Annotated in this window: 16 protein-coding genes, 1 tRNA gene and 1 other RNA gene; 9 read left to right on the top strand and 9 right to left on the bottom strand. The window is 52.9% G+C overall.

Annotation, left to right across the window (positions count from 1 at the left end; all coding sequences use genetic code 11):
• Window positions 1-15: 15 nt before the first annotated feature.
• The 4 genes from ffs to G3I67_RS11295 all read right to left on the bottom strand — a co-directional run bounded on the left by ffs (window position 16) and on the right by G3I67_RS11295 (window position 2,381).
• An RNA gene (gene ffs, locus G3I67_RS11305) (signal recognition particle sRNA small type) lies at window positions 16-113 on the bottom strand.
• A gap of 20 nt (window positions 114-133) precedes the next feature.
• Complete coding sequence (locus tag G3I67_RS14930; RefSeq protein WP_203583627.1) at window positions 134-271, bottom strand: hypothetical protein; 138 nt, start codon at window positions 269-271, stop codon at window positions 134-136.
• 25 nt (window positions 272-296) lie between these two features.
• Window positions 297-1,517, bottom strand: coding sequence for an MFS transporter (locus tag G3I67_RS11300; protein ID WP_163655399.1), 1,221 nt, complete (start codon window positions 1,515-1,517; stop codon window positions 297-299).
• Between the two features lie 42 nt (window positions 1,518-1,559).
• The gene (locus tag G3I67_RS11295; RefSeq protein ID WP_163655397.1) at window positions 1,560-2,381 is read right to left on the bottom strand and encodes a DUF3313 domain-containing protein; all 822 of its coding nucleotides are present in this window, start codon (window positions 2,379-2,381) and stop codon (window positions 1,560-1,562) included.
• A 127-nt stretch (window positions 2,382-2,508) separates the two neighbouring features.
• Here G3I67_RS11295 and G3I67_RS11290 point away from each other — a divergent pair, with 127 nt between their 5' ends.
• Window positions 2,509-3,294: a DODA-type extradiol aromatic ring-opening family dioxygenase gene (locus tag G3I67_RS11290; protein ID WP_163655395.1), complete on the top strand. Its 786-nt coding sequence runs from the start codon at window positions 2,509-2,511 to the stop codon at window positions 3,292-3,294.
• A gap of 1 nt (window position 3,295) precedes the next feature.
• Here the strand turns inward: G3I67_RS11290 and G3I67_RS11285 are convergent.
• Window positions 3,296-3,371, bottom strand: a tRNA-Arg gene (locus G3I67_RS11285).
• Window positions 3,372-3,423: 52 nt separating this feature from the next.
• Window positions 3,424-4,335: a site-specific tyrosine recombinase XerD gene (gene xerD, locus G3I67_RS11280; protein WP_163655393.1), complete on the bottom strand. Its 912-nt coding sequence runs from the start codon at window positions 4,333-4,335 to the stop codon at window positions 3,424-3,426.
• Between the two features lie 127 nt (window positions 4,336-4,462).
• On the opposite strand from xerD, the gene tsaE reads away from it, so the two are divergent.
• The 4 genes from tsaE to miaA all read left to right on the top strand — a co-directional run bounded on the left by tsaE (window position 4,463) and on the right by miaA (window position 9,197).
• Window positions 4,463-5,035 (top strand): tRNA (adenosine(37)-N6)-threonylcarbamoyltransferase complex ATPase subunit type 1 TsaE, encoded by a 573-nt coding sequence (gene tsaE, locus G3I67_RS11275; protein ID WP_163655391.1) that lies wholly within the window; start codon window positions 4,463-4,465, stop codon window positions 5,033-5,035.
• On the top strand, window positions 4,963-6,348 hold the full coding sequence (locus G3I67_RS11270) for an N-acetylmuramoyl-L-alanine amidase (protein ID WP_163655388.1): 1,386 nt from the start codon (window positions 4,963-4,965) through the stop codon (window positions 6,346-6,348). The genes tsaE and G3I67_RS11270 overlap by 73 nt, the downstream gene beginning before the upstream one ends.
• A gap of 63 nt (window positions 6,349-6,411) precedes the next feature.
• Window positions 6,412-8,235, top strand: coding sequence for a DNA mismatch repair endonuclease MutL (mutL, locus tag G3I67_RS11265; RefSeq protein ID WP_163655386.1), 1,824 nt, complete (start codon window positions 6,412-6,414; stop codon window positions 8,233-8,235).
• The gene (miaA, locus tag G3I67_RS11260) at window positions 8,232-9,197 is read left to right on the top strand and encodes a tRNA (adenosine(37)-N6)-dimethylallyltransferase MiaA (protein WP_375539319.1); all 966 of its coding nucleotides are present in this window, start codon (window positions 8,232-8,234) and stop codon (window positions 9,195-9,197) included. Before mutL ends, miaA begins: the two co-directional genes overlap by 4 nt.
• On the opposite strand, the gene purM is transcribed toward miaA, so the two are convergent.
• Complete coding sequence (gene purM, locus G3I67_RS11255; RefSeq protein ID WP_163655384.1) at window positions 9,194-10,240, bottom strand: phosphoribosylformylglycinamidine cyclo-ligase; 1,047 nt, start codon at window positions 10,238-10,240, stop codon at window positions 9,194-9,196. The genes miaA and purM overlap by 4 nt on opposite strands.
• A gap of 71 nt (window positions 10,241-10,311) precedes the next feature.
• Between purM and hda the strand changes: the two genes are divergently transcribed.
• Genes hda through folK form a run of 4 tightly spaced genes read left to right on the top strand, consistent with a single transcriptional unit; the run spans window position 10,312 to window position 13,603 of the window.
• Complete coding sequence (gene hda / locus G3I67_RS11250; protein WP_163655382.1) at window positions 10,312-11,013, top strand: DnaA regulatory inactivator Hda; 702 nt, start codon at window positions 10,312-10,314, stop codon at window positions 11,011-11,013.
• Window positions 11,010-11,708: an HAD family hydrolase gene (locus G3I67_RS11245; protein ID WP_163655380.1), complete on the top strand. Its 699-nt coding sequence runs from the start codon at window positions 11,010-11,012 to the stop codon at window positions 11,706-11,708. Before hda ends, G3I67_RS11245 begins: the two co-directional genes overlap by 4 nt.
• Window positions 11,708-13,084: a polynucleotide adenylyltransferase PcnB gene (gene pcnB, locus G3I67_RS11240; protein WP_163655378.1), complete on the top strand. Its 1,377-nt coding sequence runs from the start codon at window positions 11,708-11,710 to the stop codon at window positions 13,082-13,084. Before G3I67_RS11245 ends, pcnB begins: the two co-directional genes overlap by 1 nt.
• A gap of 6 nt (window positions 13,085-13,090) precedes the next feature.
• On the top strand, window positions 13,091-13,603 hold the full coding sequence (folK, locus tag G3I67_RS11235; protein ID WP_163655376.1) for a 2-amino-4-hydroxy-6-hydroxymethyldihydropteridine diphosphokinase: 513 nt from the start codon (window positions 13,091-13,093) through the stop codon (window positions 13,601-13,603).
• Window positions 13,604-13,624: 21 nt separating this feature from the next.
• On the opposite strand, the gene G3I67_RS11230 is transcribed toward folK, so the two are convergent.
• Both G3I67_RS11230 and G3I67_RS11225 read right to left on the bottom strand, forming a co-directional pair.
• Complete coding sequence (locus G3I67_RS11230) at window positions 13,625-14,830, bottom strand: CaiB/BaiF CoA transferase family protein (RefSeq protein ID WP_235931872.1); 1,206 nt, start codon at window positions 14,828-14,830, stop codon at window positions 13,625-13,627.
• Complete coding sequence (locus G3I67_RS11225) at window positions 14,827-15,657, bottom strand: HTD2 family dehydratase (RefSeq protein ID WP_163655374.1); 831 nt, start codon at window positions 15,655-15,657, stop codon at window positions 14,827-14,829. The genes G3I67_RS11230 and G3I67_RS11225 overlap by 4 nt, the downstream gene beginning before the upstream one ends.
• Window positions 15,658-15,669: the final 12 nt, after the last annotated feature.

The raw sequence follows: 15,669 nt of genomic DNA, 5'->3' as shown, positions 1-15,669 counted from the left end.
ACCGACTGAAATTAGAAAGGCGAGCCTGACTTCGGCACTGTTTCTGCACGGCTGTGGCTGCTTCGTTCCCGACCTGACCAGATTGACCGCCGAACCATGCGAAGGGGCCCGCCGAACAGCATTTTAGCAGGCTTCAAAATCCGCACATTGTCGCAATGGTTTCCCACTGCAACTGCATGCTGGGATGGAGGTATCCCAAAAAGCCGATCCCCAGCACCAAAACAAGAAGCAACCACAAGCCGAACCGAAGCAGTCGGGATGGTTTGTTCATTGAATTGAGCGCCATCATCGAAGCATCACGCCGCAGCAGCGACAGCCGGCATGGTCAAGGGCTTCTCCCGAACCGGTAAACAAAGTGCGGCTGCGATCAGGGCCAGCACGACACCCATCCACCAAACCAGATCATAGCTGCCAGTCATTGCCTGAACACGACCGCCCAGATAAACCCCGACAAAGCTACCCAACTGGTGTCCGAGAAAAACCATACCCGATAAGGTTGCCGCATAACGCAAACCATATACCTGGGCAATCAACCCCTGAGTCAGGGGCACAGTCCCAAGCCAGAACAATCCCATCCATCCTGCAAAGACGTAAACGACAAAATCTGTCGTGGGCATGTACAGAATCCACAGAATGCCGAAGGCCCGCATGGCATAAAGAAAGGCGAGCAGATTTTTTTTGCTGTATTTACCGCCCATTTTTCCGGCAGTAAACGAACCGAAAACATTGAATAATCCGATCAAGGCAATCGCCATTGCTCCAACCTTTTGATTCAATCCCGAATCGATGACAAATGCAGGCAGATGCAATGTAATGAAAGCGGTATGAAATCCGCAAACAAAATAACTCCAAAACAAGAAATGAAACGTGGGATGTTTAAGCGCCTGCCGAATCGCTGACAGCATGGATTGCTGAGGACCAGAGCTTGCGGCGGGCTTGCCTCGCAAGAACCAGGTTAAAGGAAGCGTTGCCGCTAGAACGACAGACAAAATCCAGAAAGCACCCGTCCATTCGAAAGTATCGATCAATAATTGCCCTGTCGGCACAACGAGAAATTGACCGAGTGATCCGCCTGCACTCGCGATGCCCATCGCCGTCGAACGGGATGAAAGTGGAACCGTGCGCGCAATCACAGGCAAAATCACAGCAAAGGTCGTCCCCGCCTGTCCCAGGCCGATCAAAACACCTGCCGTCATGTAAAGCTGAAACTCGCTGGTGGACAACCTTGCGCCTATTAATCCAGCTGCATAAAACAACGCGCACATAGCAATGGTGCGCGCCGACCCGAAGCGATCGGCCATCATGCCCGCACCGATTGCCGCAGCACCCCAGACCAGATTCTGAATCGCGAAAGCCATCGAAAACACTTCGCGCTGCCAACCGTACTCAAGTCCCATTGGCTGCATGAACAATCCGAATGTTGCACGTGTCCCCATTGCAAGTAACACTATGAACGTGCCGACCAAGATGGTGCGAACGGAATTGGTGCTTTCTTCGGATGCGGTAATTTGTGTCATGACGCTTTCAAGCCGGCAGGATACTGAGAAGGTGACTGTACTTTACTTCTTTTGTGCGGTTTCGTTGGCTCGCATCTGTGTGATGCGTTGCGCCACCAATACAGACCACTTATCAAACGCGTTTTTTGCGTATGACCAGGATTGGAATGAGTTCAAATAACCACCCGCCCATGTCTTGGCAGCACCCAGGACACCGGAATCTAGATCAGCCGCATACTTGCGACCGATTTCGGCATCCCTGCATTCTGCGAGAATGGCTCCCGTCACGCCATCCCGAAACTGCAACTCCATGCCAGTTTGACCAAGATACGGCGTAGATCCCGCCGGGCGGCCGGTTGCGGTTCCGGAGCTAGCCTCTGCAATGAATGCATATGGGATCAGGGTGCCAGCCACACTTTCGGCAACAGTCGTCGGAACCAGATCGGTCAACGCAACTCTTAACACCGCCACGCCGGGGCCGGGCTTGTCGACTACCTTCATCACAGGATTCAGGTTTTTAACTAAAGCATCATGGAAGTAATCCGTCAGCATCTTGAGGTCTGTCGGATCGATTGTCTGGTTGCTACCCTGCTCTGCATCCTTGGTTTTGGGTGGTGCAATTGAAACGACAATGCGCGGAATCACAACCTTGTTGTAGTTCCTGACTTTCAAATTAGGCGCACTCCAGCACTCGATTCCTTCACCCCAGGTCGTAGGCTTGAGTCGAGCGTAATCAGTCAAAAATCCCGTATGTGTCATGCCCATCTTGTTAGATGCCGTTATGTCTGCGCTATTGAGGACTGAAGATTGGTCCGAAGCGCAACCAGCAATTAAACCGATTGAACAGATTAAGAGATAAAACGATGTGCTTTTGATTAATTTCATTTGGGTTCGATTCTTCTCATTTTTGGAACACTCATCGCCAATTAAGTGTATTTATCTTTGATTCTAGAACAATTAAGGTATCCCCATAGAATTATCCAGAACTAACTCTTTACTTTCGGGAGTCATCATGACATCCACTACAAAAGCCCCTGTCATTTTCGTATCGCATGGCGCACCAACTTTTGCAATCGAACCCAGCAAACTGACGCCTCAACTCAATGCGCTAGGTAAGACATTGAGCACTGTGCGTGCGATTTTGGTTGTATCTCCCCATTGGCAATCTCAAGGAGTCAAGGTCGGCACCACCAGCACGCCCGAAACGATTCACGATTTCGGAGGCTTTCCAGCCACCCTGTACAAATTGCAATATCCGGCCACAGGCGCACCGGAAATTGCAAAGGAAGTGATCGAACTCCTCACGCTTGCGGGCTGGCCAACTCGCCAGGACGAATCACGAGGCCTGGATCATGGGGCATGGGTACCGTTGATGCATCTGCTGCCTCATGCCGATATTCCGGTTTTTCAGGTATCCATGCCGCACGATCTGGATGCCAAGACCGCATTCGCCCTTGGTCAGGCATTGGAACCCTTGCGTGGTCAAGGCATTATGATTCTGGCCTCTGGCAGCATGACGCACAACCTGTATGAATTCCGGTATGGGGACGCCCGACCGGATTCATATGCAACAGAATTCACTGACTGGGTACGCGGCACTGTGATCAATCACGACACCGTCAAACTTCGGGATTATCGTAGCCTTGCTCCACATGCGCAGCGCGCGCATCCGACTGATGAACACTTTTTGCCGCTGCTCATCGCAATGGGTGCGACAAGCAAGCAGGATCAAGTCACTGTGCTGGATGGAGGCGTAGACCACGGAGTACTATCCATGGAGTCCTACGCCTGGAAATAAGTGGCACCGCCGACACGAATCGAACGTGCGACTCCCTTCTTAGGAGGAAGGTACTCTATCCACTGAGTTACGGCGGCAAGAGCGCTAGTTTAGCAAGGCTGGCGAAATACCGCAGACACAATCCGCACGCTACCCGCGAGGATGATGTTGCGCGTGAAGACTCTTGAGCCGTTCGCGCGCCACATGCGTGTAAATCTGTGTAGTGGAAATGTCGGCATGCCCAAGCAGCATTTGAACCACGCGCAGATCCGCCCCGTGATTCAACAAGTGTGTCGCAAAGGCGTGACGTAAAACATGCGGAGATAGGGGTGCGTTAATGCCGGCAATGATGGCGTATTTCTTAATCAGCAACCAGAAAGATTGTCGGGTCATCGCTTCGCCACGGGCGGTGACGAATAACGCGGGACTTGTTCGGGTCCCCAGTAGTTCCGGCCTGGACTGAGTCATGTACTGGGTTACCCAGTGAGCGGCTTCGGCTCCCAAAGGGACGAGTCGATCCTTTCCTCCCTTGCCCTGCACGACTCGCACAACGCCATCCGTCAAACTCACCTCAAGCACTCCAATGCTGACGAGCTCGGAAACGCGCAGCCCGGTTGCATACAACACTTCAAGCATTGCGCGATCGCGCAAACCTCGTGCGACATGAATCGAGGGCGCAAGCAACAGCGCCTCGACTTGCGACTCGGATAAAGTTTTGGGAACTCGCAAAGGTTGCCGTGCAGTCACCATCCTCAAGCATGGATCGACTGACACGCGTTGATGACGGATGGCCCATAAATAGTATCGGCGCAAGACCGCAAGCCTTCTGTTGGCGGTGCTAGGCTTGGAGTCTTTGTGCCTGGCCGCGAACCAAGCTTCTATATCAGCGGCAGTCGCGGCATCGATTTCAAGAGCACGCTCCTCTTTCAGCCACTGCTCGAACGCGACCAAATCCCGACGGTACGCCGCAAGCGAATTGGCAGCCAATCCGTCTTCCAACCATACCGAATCGATAAATGCAGAAACAGCAGCAGATTCTGTTCGCGCGGTTTTTCGCGTCACCTTTAACCACCAGCAATTGCACGCAGTTGATTGCGCATGCGTCACAATAGCAGTATTTTGAATCAAGTACTGCCGCACTTGCGCTTGGCATTCAGCGACAAAGGGCAATCCGGATTACCCCGAAATCATGACAAAAACGCCCCCACTCTTAACTCTCTCCATAGATTTGCCGGATGAGTCGGCTACCGAAGCCTTAGGTAGGCAATTAGCTGTTATCGCTGCCAAATTGCATCCGGATGCATCCGGCAGGCTTATACCTGGCGACGGGGCGGGCGGACGTATCCACCTTCAAGGTGACTTAGGGGCGGGTAAAACATCCTTAGTTAGAGCTTTTTTACGACATTGTGGGGTTTCCGGTCGAATTAAAAGTCCAAGTTATGCTTTACTTGAATCTTATGAAGTTTTTAACTTATACTTGTATCATCTTGATTTCTATAGATTTAGCGACCCAACCGAATGGTTAGATGCTGGGTTTAGAGATTTGATGCAAGAAAACGCGCTAATTTTGATTGAGTGGCCAGAGCGCGCGGAAGGTTTTATAGGCGATCCGGATATATTAATTAACCTGAGATATGCCGAAACCGGTCGACACGCCACGATAGATGCAAGGACAGGGAAAGGCCTCATATGGCTCACCGCTCTAAATCTTCAACGGACGGAACAGCGTCCAACGTCAGAGCGCCAAAACGCCGCCAGCTAATCAGCGCGGTCTCTACCCTATTGCTTTTGCCCGTTATTCCACGCGTCGCCATGGCGGCAAAATTATTGGCTGTTCGTACTTGGCCTGCGGATGAATACACTCGCGTCACCCTTGAGCTTGATAGTGAACTGAAAGCTGAACATTTCACTCTTGAATCTCCCCACCGTATGGTCGTGGACATTCAGGGGCTGGATATGAGTCCGGCATTGAACGATTTGGTTCGCAAAGTCAGAACAGATGATCCATACATCAGTTCTTTGCGAGTCGCGCAAAATCGACCGAATATTGTTCGCCTTGTATTTGATCTGAAGCAGGCCATTGCGCCACAAGTATTCACACTCAAGCCTGTTGGTGACTACAAGTTCAGACTTGTGCTTGATCTCTATCCCAAAGCGATGCAGGATCCGCTGACCGCTTTACTCAAAAAATCGCCCCAGAAAAACGATGACGATCCTTTGGCTCGTGTGCTCGAGGATATCGGTCGAAATCCACAAGGAACGGGCATGGCAAGCATGCCGGTCATTCCGGAGCGAGTAGTGCCGACCATTGCACCTCCAGCTTCCGGCATCGAATCGCCAGATACGGCTCAGCAACGACTTGGCCGTAACAAACGCGTCGTGACGATTGCACTTGACCCAGGCCACGGCGGGGAAGATCCTGGTGCAATCGGCAAAGGCGGAACGCGGGAAAAAGACGTTGTTCTAGCGATCGCACTCAAGCTAAAAGCCCGTATCGATGCGACACCGGGCATGAGGGCATACTTGACGCGGGATGGTGACTACTTTGTACCGCTGCATGTTCGCGTCGAAAAAGCCAGGCGCGTGAAAGCCGACCTGTTCGTCTCCATACACGCGGATGCTTTCGTTCGCCCAACTGCCGGCGGAAGCTCGGTGTATGTTTTGTCACAAAGCGGCGCATCGAGTACTGCGGCGCGCTGGTTGGCGGATAAGGAAAACGCAGCCGATCTGATCGGAGGTATCAACCTGAATGTGCAAAACAAGCAGGTTGCCCAAATCATGCTCGACATGTCGACATCCGCTCAAATCAAGGACTCCAGGCTTTTGGCCGATACCATGTTGAGTCAATTGAAAAACGTGTATCGACTGCACAAACCGCAAACAGAGCAAGCCGCTTTCGCGGTGCTCAAAGCACCCGATATGCCATCCATTCTGGTCGAAACTGCATTTATCAGCAATCCCGACGAAGAACGCATGCTCCGATCCGGAACCGATCAGGAGAAGTTCGCCCAAGCGTTGCACGGCGGCATACGGCAATTCTTCAAAGCCAACCCGCACTTGGCCATGGCGAACTAAGAACCGCAACAAAGACCACTGCAAAAGCCCTAAAATGTGGGGTCATCTTCCGCAGTGGTCGCTATGTCCAACCGTCGCTCCATCCATCAGTTACCCGATCTGCTGATCAGCCAAATTGCGGCCGGCGAAGTCATCGAACGCCCCGCCTCCGTTCTCAAAGAGCTTGTTGAAAATGCGGTTGACGCCGGTTCCCAAACTATCGAAGTTCGTCTCGAAGCAGGCGGTATACGACGCATAGCCGTCATTGATGATGGGATCGGAATTCCTTCAAATGAACTGTCTCTGGCGTTAACACGACATGCCACCAGCAAAATCACATCGCTCGATGAACTCGAATCAGTCGAGTCGATGGGATTTAGGGGCGAAGCATTAGCCTCGATTGCATCGGTCGCATCACTGACTTTAACGTCCAGAACGCGCGATGACCAACATGCATGGAGCTTCGAATCAGGCATGCCCGAACCAGTTGCCGCGGCAGGTGCTCCAGGCACAACCGTAGACGTTCGTTATTTGTTCGACATGGTTCCGGCCAGACGCAAATTCCTGCGCGCGGAAGCGACTGAATTTGGTCATTGCATCGATGCAATCGAGCGAATCGCCCTTGCGTTTCCCGAGGTGGGTTTTCGAGTATTCCACAATGATCGGGCGGTCAGGCAATGGCTGCCAACAACAGTATTGCAACGGATCAGTGATGTGCTAGGCCAGGAATTCAATGAGCATGGCATCGAAATCAATGCACAAAGCGGATTAATCTCATTGCTTGGCGTAATCACAAGGCCAACGGCTGCACGCGCGCGTGCCGATCGTCAGTTTCTCTTCGTCAATGGACGACACGTTCGCGACCGAACGGTATCGCATGCGATTCGCAGTGCATATGCCGATGTACTTCACGGAGATCGACAGCCATCGTTTGTATTGTTCTTGAACATTGACCCTGCAGCGGTTGATGTCAATGTTCACCCGGCAAAACATGAAGTCAGATTCCGGGACTCCGGCGCGGTGCACCGTTTCGTTGCACACACAGTTACGCAAGCATTATCAGGTTCGGCGAGTCTTCAGGCCGCCGATAGCCGCTACGCGTCCCCGAATGAGTCAACCCCTACAGCTTTATCGACTCACTCATCCGGTTCACCACTGCATCACGCCCAGACATCTTTCTCTGAATCGGCTGCTCGACCTGGCTGGCAACACTCGACACAACAGCCGCTGCACCTTCGAGAGCGCCAATACGAAACTTATCAGAGCAAGGCCGGCACGACTGTCTGGCAACAAGCCTATGCCCCTCTTCCGGAGGAAACAACAACATGGCCTCTTGGACGTGCGCTCGCGCAAGTACATGGCGTTTATATTTTGTCCCAAACCGCCAAGGGACTTGCCCTGATTGACATGCATGCAGCGCATGAACGCGTTGTCTACGAGCAACTTAAACAGGCGCTAGATGCACACACATTGCCGCAGCAGACATTGCTCGTTCCGGTCGTCTTTAGAGTGACGGATAAAGAGCTGGCCTTGGCCGATGAATTCAGAGATCAACTACTCGAGCTTGGTTTCGAAATGACACCGGGCGGTCCGCAATCGATGACACTACGCGCCGTCCCCGCGATTCTTGCACGAGGCGATCTGGAAGCACTGGCTCGTGGGGTATTACGGGATCTGGATCAGGTCGGTGCAAGCAAGCTTTTGACGGAACAGCGCAACACCTTGCTTGCAACAATGGCGTGTCATGGCGCAGTACGCGCAAACCGGCAGCTGTCGATCGAAGAGATGAATGCGCTACTGCGTCAAATGGAACAAACCGAGCGCGCAGATCAATGCAATCATGGTCGTCCGACCTGGGTGCACTGGACCGTTTCTGATCTCGATAAGCTTTTTCTGCGTGGCCAATGAAGGATTCGACCACCTTCGGCATGCAACCAATACTCTGTCTCGCGGGCCCGACTGCCTCAGGCAAGAGCGCGATCGCCCGAGCTATCGCCGAGCGTTGGCCGACAGAAATCATCAACGTCGATTCAGCCACGATCTATCGAGGCATGGACATCGGCACAGCAAAACCAACTCTCGAAGAACGCAAAGCCGTCAGACATCACTTACTTGATATTCGGGACCCTACGCAATCCTATTCCGCAGCCGCATTCAGACATGACGCGCTGAAGTGTGTCGCCGAAATTCGCGAAAGAGGACACCTGCCATTACTGGCCGGTGGAACGATGCTTTATTTCAAGGCGCTTCGCGAAGGCCTGAATGACTTACCGTCAGCGAACCCCGAAGTAAGACAAGCACTAGAAGTACAGGCTCAAAAAATCGGTTGGCCCGGCATGCATGCCGAGTTAACTCGCATCGATCCAGTCACCGCTCACCGGCTGGCTCCCAATGACAGCCAGCGAATACAACGCGCACTGGAAATATGGCACATCAGCGGTCTCCCGATGTCAGAGTTAATTGGCAAAGCAAACCCTTCCGATGCACCCGTTGCGACCTTGACCATTAGCCTGGAACCGAGTGACCGAAGCATTTTGCACATGCGAATTGCACACAGATTTGATGAAATGCTCGAGCAAGGACTTCTTGCGGAAGTCGAAAATCTTCACAAGCTACCCGACTTGCATCCCGGACTGCCCTCCATTCGATGCGTCGGCTATCGCCAGCTATGGTCAATGCTTGATGGAGAGGTCAATATGCAAACCGCTCGAGAACAGGCAATCGCTGCTACGCGCCAACTGGCAAAGCGTCAACTCACATGGCTGAGAAGCCTACCAGGCAGGCAAATTGTTGATTCGCTCTCACCGGACGCATTGCAACAGGTGCTGCAATGCGTCCAAAAACAGGCACGCGAAATTACGGGGTTTTAAACCACAACCGTCTGGGGTTGATCAACAGCGGCGGAACGAATATCACCTAACTGATAAACGGTTTCGCCCTGATCACGGAATGCCTTCATGATCTCTTGCGCACGGGCGGCCGGTACAACAACTACCATGCCGATACCGCAATTAAACACACGATGCATTTCAGTGTCCGCAACCCCGCCCTGCTGTTGCAACCAGGAGAACAGCTCTGGCATGGTCCAAGCATCCCGATTTAAATGCGCCTGCAGGCCTGGTTGCAAGATACGCGGAACGTTGTCCAGCAAGCCACCACCGGTAATGTGAGCCAACCCTTTGATATCACTACCGAATTCTTTCAAAACAGCCAAAACAGGCTTGACATACAAGCGTGTCGGCGCCATCACCACATCACCTAATGGACGGCCATGAAAATCCTGCTCGGGGCGTGCATTGGCGCGTTGAAGGATTTTGCGCAACAACGAATAACCATTTGAATGGGCGCCGCTTGAAGCCAGCCCCAACACCACGTCACCGGGAACGATGGATTTGCCGTCGATCAGCTTGGACTTTTCTGCTGCGCCAACCGCAAAACCGGCTAAATCATACTCGCCGTCAGGATACATACCGGGCATCTCGGCGGTTTCACCACCGATCAACGCGCAACCGGAGAGTTCGCAGCCTTTGGCAATGCCGCCCACGACTTGTGCGGCCACATCCACCGAAAGTTTGCCGCAGGCGAAATAATCCAGAAAAAACAAGGGTTCGGCACCTTGCACCAAAATATCGTTCACGCTCATCGCAACCAGGTCGATACCGACCGTGTCGTGGCGCTGCCAGTCGAAAGCCAATTTAAGCTTGGTGCCCACCCCGTCCGTACCTGACACCAAAACCGGCTCTTTGTAGCGTTTGGGTACTTCGAACAGTGCACCAAAACCGCCAATACCGGCAAGAACACCTTCCCGCATCGTTCGGGCGGCCAAAGGCTTGATGCGATCAACCAGGGCGTCTCCGGCATCGATATCGACGCCAGCATCACGGTAAGTCAGGGGGGCTTGTTGTTGAGTCATAGGAAAATGCCGTTGTTGTGTGACAATTGCGGGGTTTTATACGTAGTTTTCACTAATTTTACGACGAGTCAATGAGCAGGCAATTACTTCTGGAGATCATTCCCGCCCCGGACCCGACATTAGACAATACTCTGGTCGGACAAAATGGGGCTGCAATCGATGCTGCGCGCGCCTTGCAGCCGGGTCGGGCACTCTACTTATGGGGTCCTCCGGGGGCAGGACGCAGTCACCTTTTACGAGCGATGGCGGGCGGGAGACCATCCGTTCTGGTCAATTCCGAAACAAATTCGGCCGATATCCTCTCAATGGCAACGTCCTCGGCCCTGGCACAAGAAATCAAACTGGTTGCGGTCGATGACATTCAATTGATGGATGATGCCCAGTTGGCTGGGGTATTTGCCTTGTACAATCACTGGCGAGAGTCGGCTACGACATCTTCGGCCTTTGCGCTGGCGGTAACTGGCGATCGCGCGCCGATGATGATGTCTTTACGTGAGGATTTACGCACCAGGCTGGGTTGGGATTTGGTTTTCAGACTTGAGCCTCTATCCGATGCCGATAAGTATGCCGCCCTCAAAACCCATGCCCGTCAGCTTGGGTTGCCCTTATCGGACGATGTACTTGACTGGATGCTGACACATTATTCCCGCGATATTCGCCAACTATTCGCACTGGTCGATGCGATCGACCGGTATTCACTGTCTAAACACCGGGCAGTCACCGTACCCTTGATGCGTACGATGCTTTCCGATCGTGAGTTTTTGCAATCATGACCTCCAGACGACTTGCCCTTTTCGATCTTGACCACACATTGCTACCTCTTGATAGCGATCATCAATGGGCCGTCTACATGGCTGAATCAGGGCGAGCCGGCGATCCTGCCGAAGCATTGCGTCGCAATGAGGATCTGATGAACCGCTACAACGCGGGTGACCTGACCGCCGAGCAGGCTGCAGAGTTCATGCTCGGCCTCTTGGCGGCACACCCCCCGCACCTGCTTGCCGCCTGGCACGAAGACTTCATGCAACGGGTGATTCGTCCTGCCATGAAACCTCAGGCTATCGAACTAGTTCAGCGCCACCTGGCCGCCGGAGACCTATGCGCCCTGGTTACTGCAACAAACAGTTTCGTCACAGCGCCTATTGCGCGCGCTTTTGGCGTCCCGACATTGATCGCGACTGATCCCGAATATATCGGTGGCCGTTACACCGGAAAAATCGCAGGTACGCCCAGCTTCAAACATGGCAAGGTTTTGCGCGTGAACGACTGGCTGGCCGGCATGAACAAAAAAATTGTCGATTTCGAGGAGTCCTATTTTTACAGCGACTCTATCAATGATTTACCACTTCTTGAAGTTGTCACGCATCCGATCGTGACCAATCCAAGCCCAAGCCTTTTGCAAATCGCAGAGCAACGCAAATGGCCCGTACTGAATCTGTTCCCGAAACTGGCTGATAACAAATCCTGATGATTACAGACACGATCAAGCGCTTCGTCGGCCAACTTTTCAAGCAACGCTCGCATGGCGCTCAGCATATTCCGAAAGAAAAGCATGGCATTGATCGACGCAATGTTTCAAGACACGCCATCAAAGTCTGCGAAGTTCTTCAACACGAAGGTTATCAAGCCTATATCGTCGGTGGTGCCGTTCGGGATCTGATTGTCGGTCTCGAACCAAAAGACTTCGATGTGGCGACAAATGCCACTCCCGAACAGATTCGTCCTCTATTCAGGCGAGCCAGAATCATCGGTCGCAGATTCCAGCTCGTTCATGTCGTATTCGGTCAGGAAATCATAGAAACTTCAACGTTTCGCGCTCCGGCATCGATCTTGAACACCACCGACGACCATGGCCGGATATTGCGTGACAACGAATTCGGCACACATGAGCAGGATGCTGCACGTCGCGATTTCACGATCAACGCACTTTATTACGACCCCACCACCGAAACAGTGATCGACTTCCATCGAGGTGTGGAAGACCTCAAAAAACGAACGGTCAACATGATTGGCGACCCCCGTACTCGATACCGTGAAGATCCCGTCAGAATGTTGAGAGCCGTTCGCTTCGCGGTCAAACTCAATGGCAAGATTTCACCCGCAACGCGTGAACCGTTGCAATCGATGGCGAATCTTATCGAGAACGTTCCTGCATCCAGACTTTTCGATGAAATGCTCAAGCTTCTGACTTGTGGGCACGCCATGGAATGCCTTCAACAATTGCGTCAGGATGGCTTGCACCATGGCATGTTGCCGCTACTTGATGTGGTGCTTGAACAACCGGGCGGTCAGGCTTTTATCGAGCTAGCCCTGGACAGAACCGACCATCGCGTTCGAGCCGGAAAAACCGTCAGTCCGAGCTTCTTGTTTGCGGCATTACTGTGGCATCAGGTTGATCTCCGTTGGAAACAACGCATCAAGAATGGCGAGCCCACCATCCAAGCCATCATGCAGGCAGCCGACTCCGTTCTTGACGAACAAACCGAAAAACTCGCAATCCAAAAACGCTTCAGTTCGGACATGCGCGAAATCTGGTTCATGCAACCACGATTCGAGAAGCGCCTACCAAAAGCGATTTGGCGCATCCTCGAGCAACCCAGAATCCGCGCCGCTGTCGACTTTCTGCAATTGCGCGCGGCAGCACATGAATTCGACAGCGTGCTCGCTCAGTGGTGGATGGATCTGGTCAACGCAGACGATTCGACACGCGCTCGGATGGTTGAAGATCTGGGGAAGCTTCCCCGTGAGTTGGGCTCCGGCGCATCCAAATCGCGGACACGCAGGCGCCGTCGCGGCCCCAGACCCGGCATACCTGAACACTCCAATGCGCCAACAATCGATTAATTCACAATGAACGCCAGTGCCTATATCGGTCTTGGCGCCAATCTGGGTGATGCCAAACAAACACTTCTGGATGCCGTAGACTCGCTTAGAACCACAAGCGGCATATTCCGATGCGTCGTATCCCCTTTTTATGCAAGTGACCCAATCGATGCAACCGGACCGACATTCGTCAACGCGGTTGCGCATCTTGAAACCAGTCTGGCGCCGCTTAACTTACTGGATGAGTTGCAGCGCATCGAAAATCGATTCGGAAGATTGCGTCCTTATCGCAATGCGCCTCGTACGCTAGACATGGATCTGCTTTTGTACGACAAGCTGACAATCAATACGCCACGATTAACTTTGCCACACCCGAGAATGCATCTTCGGGCATTTGTTTTAAAGCCACTGCAAGATTTGGCACCCGATGCCAAAATTGCTGGCCGATCATTGCACGCATGGCTCGAAAACTGCCGAGACCAGAATATACGCCCACTAAAAATCAAAGATCCGACCGCATTGAACGGATCGGATCTTTAAGGACAGCGATCTTCGAGCAGACTAGATTGCCTTGTCGGCTTCAAGTCGTGAGATGATGTCAGCAGTAACTCCCAACTCTTTCAATATGGCATGCGTATGCTCTCCGATATCCGGAATCCGATCCATGCGCGCATCGAACTGATTGTTTGTGGCAGGCGGAATCAGCGCAGGCAATGCGCCAACAGGACTATCGATATTCGTCCAGCGGTCCCGCGCCTTGAGTTGCGGATGAGCCCATACGTCTTTCATCTCATTGACACGGGCATTGGCGATCTGTGCATCTTCAAGATACTGAACGACCTGATCGATTGTCATCTTCGCAAAAGCCCCAACAATCAAACCTCTCAGACGATCACGATTTTTGACGCGCAAAGAATTGGACGCGAAGTCTGGCTCATCTGCCAAGTCAGGCTGTTTAAGAACCTTTTCGCAGAACACGCGCCACTCACGTTCGTTTTGCAAGCCCAGCATGACGTTGCTGCCATCGCCAACAGGAAATGGTCCGTAAGGGTAAATGGTTGCATGGGCCGCGCCTGCTCTTGGTGGAGGAGAAGCACCATCAAACGCGTAATACATCGGAAAACTCATCCACTCGACCATGCTTTCCAGCATCGAAACGTCGAGGCGACTTCCCAAGCCTGTTTTGCCGCGCAAAAGCAATGCGTTCAATATACCCGAGTACGCATACATACCCGCGGCAATATCCGCAATCGAACAGCCTGCTTTGGCAGGCTCATCGGGAGAGCCTGTCACGGAAACAAAACCGCTTTCGCTCTGAATCAACAAGTCGTAAGCTTTCTTTGTTTCGTAAGGGCCACCATCACCGTACCCGGAAATATCGCAAACGATCAGGCGCGGGAAACGGGCATGCAACGCATCAAACGACAAGCCCATCCGCGCGGCTGCGCCTGGCGCAAGGTTCTGCACAAGAACGTCTGCCTTCTCAAGCAATTTTTCGAGCGCAGACATAGCGTCGGCGTTCTTGAGATCAAGCGTCAGACTTTCTTTTGATCTGTTGGTCCAGACAAAATGCGAAGCCATGCCGCGAGTGCGCTCATCGTATTTGCGTGCGAAATCACCGACACCAGGGCGCTCGACCTTAATCACGCGTGCGCCCATATCCGCCAACTGACGTGTGCAAAAAGGGGCCGCAATCGCATGCTCCAGACTGACGACAGTTATACCGTCAAGCGGGCGCGGCGATTGACTTTTATCTTGTTTCATCATGCTTCAAACCTCAATTCAGCTTGGTGGGCCAGCGTACCATCCTGCTCGGCCCAAAGTTGCGCCAATCCCGCTTGCGTCACGTGCCCGGCAACTGCAAAAGGCGTTGGAGCAATCAAGGGGCGAAGTCCGCGATAACTTAATTGACGCAGCCTGGCCTGGGGATTCGCATGCGCAAAGGCTTGGCACATCAATGTCGCAATCATGGGGCCGTGCACAACCAGTCCGGGGTACCCTTCTTTTTCGGTGACATAGGGATGATCGTAATGAATACGATGGCTATTGAAAGTCACTGCAGAATATCGGAACAGCAAGACAGGGGTCGGGTCAACGGCTTCTTTCCACTGCGAGACGGGTGCAGGCTCGGTGCCGACAAGCTTGGGAGGACTGGGTTCCCGATAAACGATATCCTGCTCTTCGCTGACGACCATTACGCCATTTTGAACAATCTCGTGTTTGACCGTCACGAACAAAAGAGAGCCGGTTCGCCCCTTTTTCTCCTGAATCGCGGTCACCGTAGAGGTTTTATGTGCCTCAACACCAACTAGCAGCGGTCCATTAAACGTTACTCGCCCTCCGGCCCACATACGATTTCGATTATCGGCAGGAGGCAAAAAGCTACCCCGAGCAGGGTGGCCATCCGTACCGGTTTGCGCAATCGGCACAGTCTCGAGAAAGTATGCCCAATGCCAAAGTGCAGGCAACGGCTTGCCTGAAGCCGGAACCGGTTCGCCCAACGTAACGGCAATGCATGCCGCATGATTGGGATCCAGGCGATCAGTAACGGTCTGGGACTTGCCTAGCCACGCACTGAGATCATTCGTAGACATCTTTAATCCTTA

Origin of the sequence: Sheuella amnicola (assembly GCF_010499255.1) — a bacterium.
GTDB lineage: Bacteria > Pseudomonadota > Gammaproteobacteria > Burkholderiales > Burkholderiaceae_B > Zwartia > Zwartia amnicola.
The sequence above is the reverse complement of the archived record's forward strand: the minus strand, read 5'-3'. Positions and strand labels throughout refer to the sequence as shown.

Excerpts from the sequence above, each read along its gene's own strand:
- G3I67_RS14930 (WP_203583627.1), bottom strand. The coding sequence starts at position 271 with ATGAACAAACCATCCCGACTGCTTCGGTTCGGCTTGTGGTTGCTTCTT.
- G3I67_RS11300 (WP_163655399.1), bottom strand. The coding sequence starts at position 1,517 with ATGACACAAATTACCGCATCCGAAGAAAGCACCAATTCCGTTCGCACC.
- G3I67_RS11295 (WP_163655397.1), bottom strand. The coding sequence starts at position 2,381 with ATGAAATTAATCAAAAGCACATCGTTTTATCTCTTAATCTGTTCAATC.
- G3I67_RS11290 (WP_163655395.1), top strand. The coding sequence starts at position 2,509 with ATGACATCCACTACAAAAGCCCCTGTCATTTTCGTATCGCATGGCGCA.
- tsaE (WP_163655391.1), top strand. The coding sequence starts at position 4,463 with ATGACAAAAACGCCCCCACTCTTAACTCTCTCCATAGATTTGCCGGAT.
- G3I67_RS11270 (WP_163655388.1), top strand. The coding sequence starts at position 4,963 with ATGGCTCACCGCTCTAAATCTTCAACGGACGGAACAGCGTCCAACGTC.
- mutL (WP_163655386.1), top strand. The coding sequence starts at position 6,412 with ATGTCCAACCGTCGCTCCATCCATCAGTTACCCGATCTGCTGATCAGC.
- miaA (WP_375539319.1), top strand. The coding sequence starts at position 8,232 with ATGAAGGATTCGACCACCTTCGGCATGCAACCAATACTCTGTCTCGCG.
- purM (WP_163655384.1), bottom strand. The coding sequence starts at position 10,240 with ATGACTCAACAACAAGCCCCCCTGACTTACCGTGATGCTGGCGTCGAT.
- hda (WP_163655382.1), top strand. The coding sequence starts at position 10,312 with ATGAGCAGGCAATTACTTCTGGAGATCATTCCCGCCCCGGACCCGACA.
- G3I67_RS11245 (WP_163655380.1), top strand. The coding sequence starts at position 11,010 with ATGACCTCCAGACGACTTGCCCTTTTCGATCTTGACCACACATTGCTA.
- pcnB (WP_163655378.1), top strand. The coding sequence starts at position 11,708 with ATGATTACAGACACGATCAAGCGCTTCGTCGGCCAACTTTTCAAGCAA.
- folK (WP_163655376.1), top strand. The coding sequence starts at position 13,091 with ATGAACGCCAGTGCCTATATCGGTCTTGGCGCCAATCTGGGTGATGCC.
- G3I67_RS11230 (WP_235931872.1), bottom strand. The coding sequence starts at position 14,830 with ATGATGAAACAAGATAAAAGTCAATCGCCGCGCCCGCTTGACGGTATA.
- G3I67_RS11225 (WP_163655374.1), bottom strand. The coding sequence starts at position 15,657 with ATGTCTACGAATGATCTCAGTGCGTGGCTAGGCAAGTCCCAGACCGTT.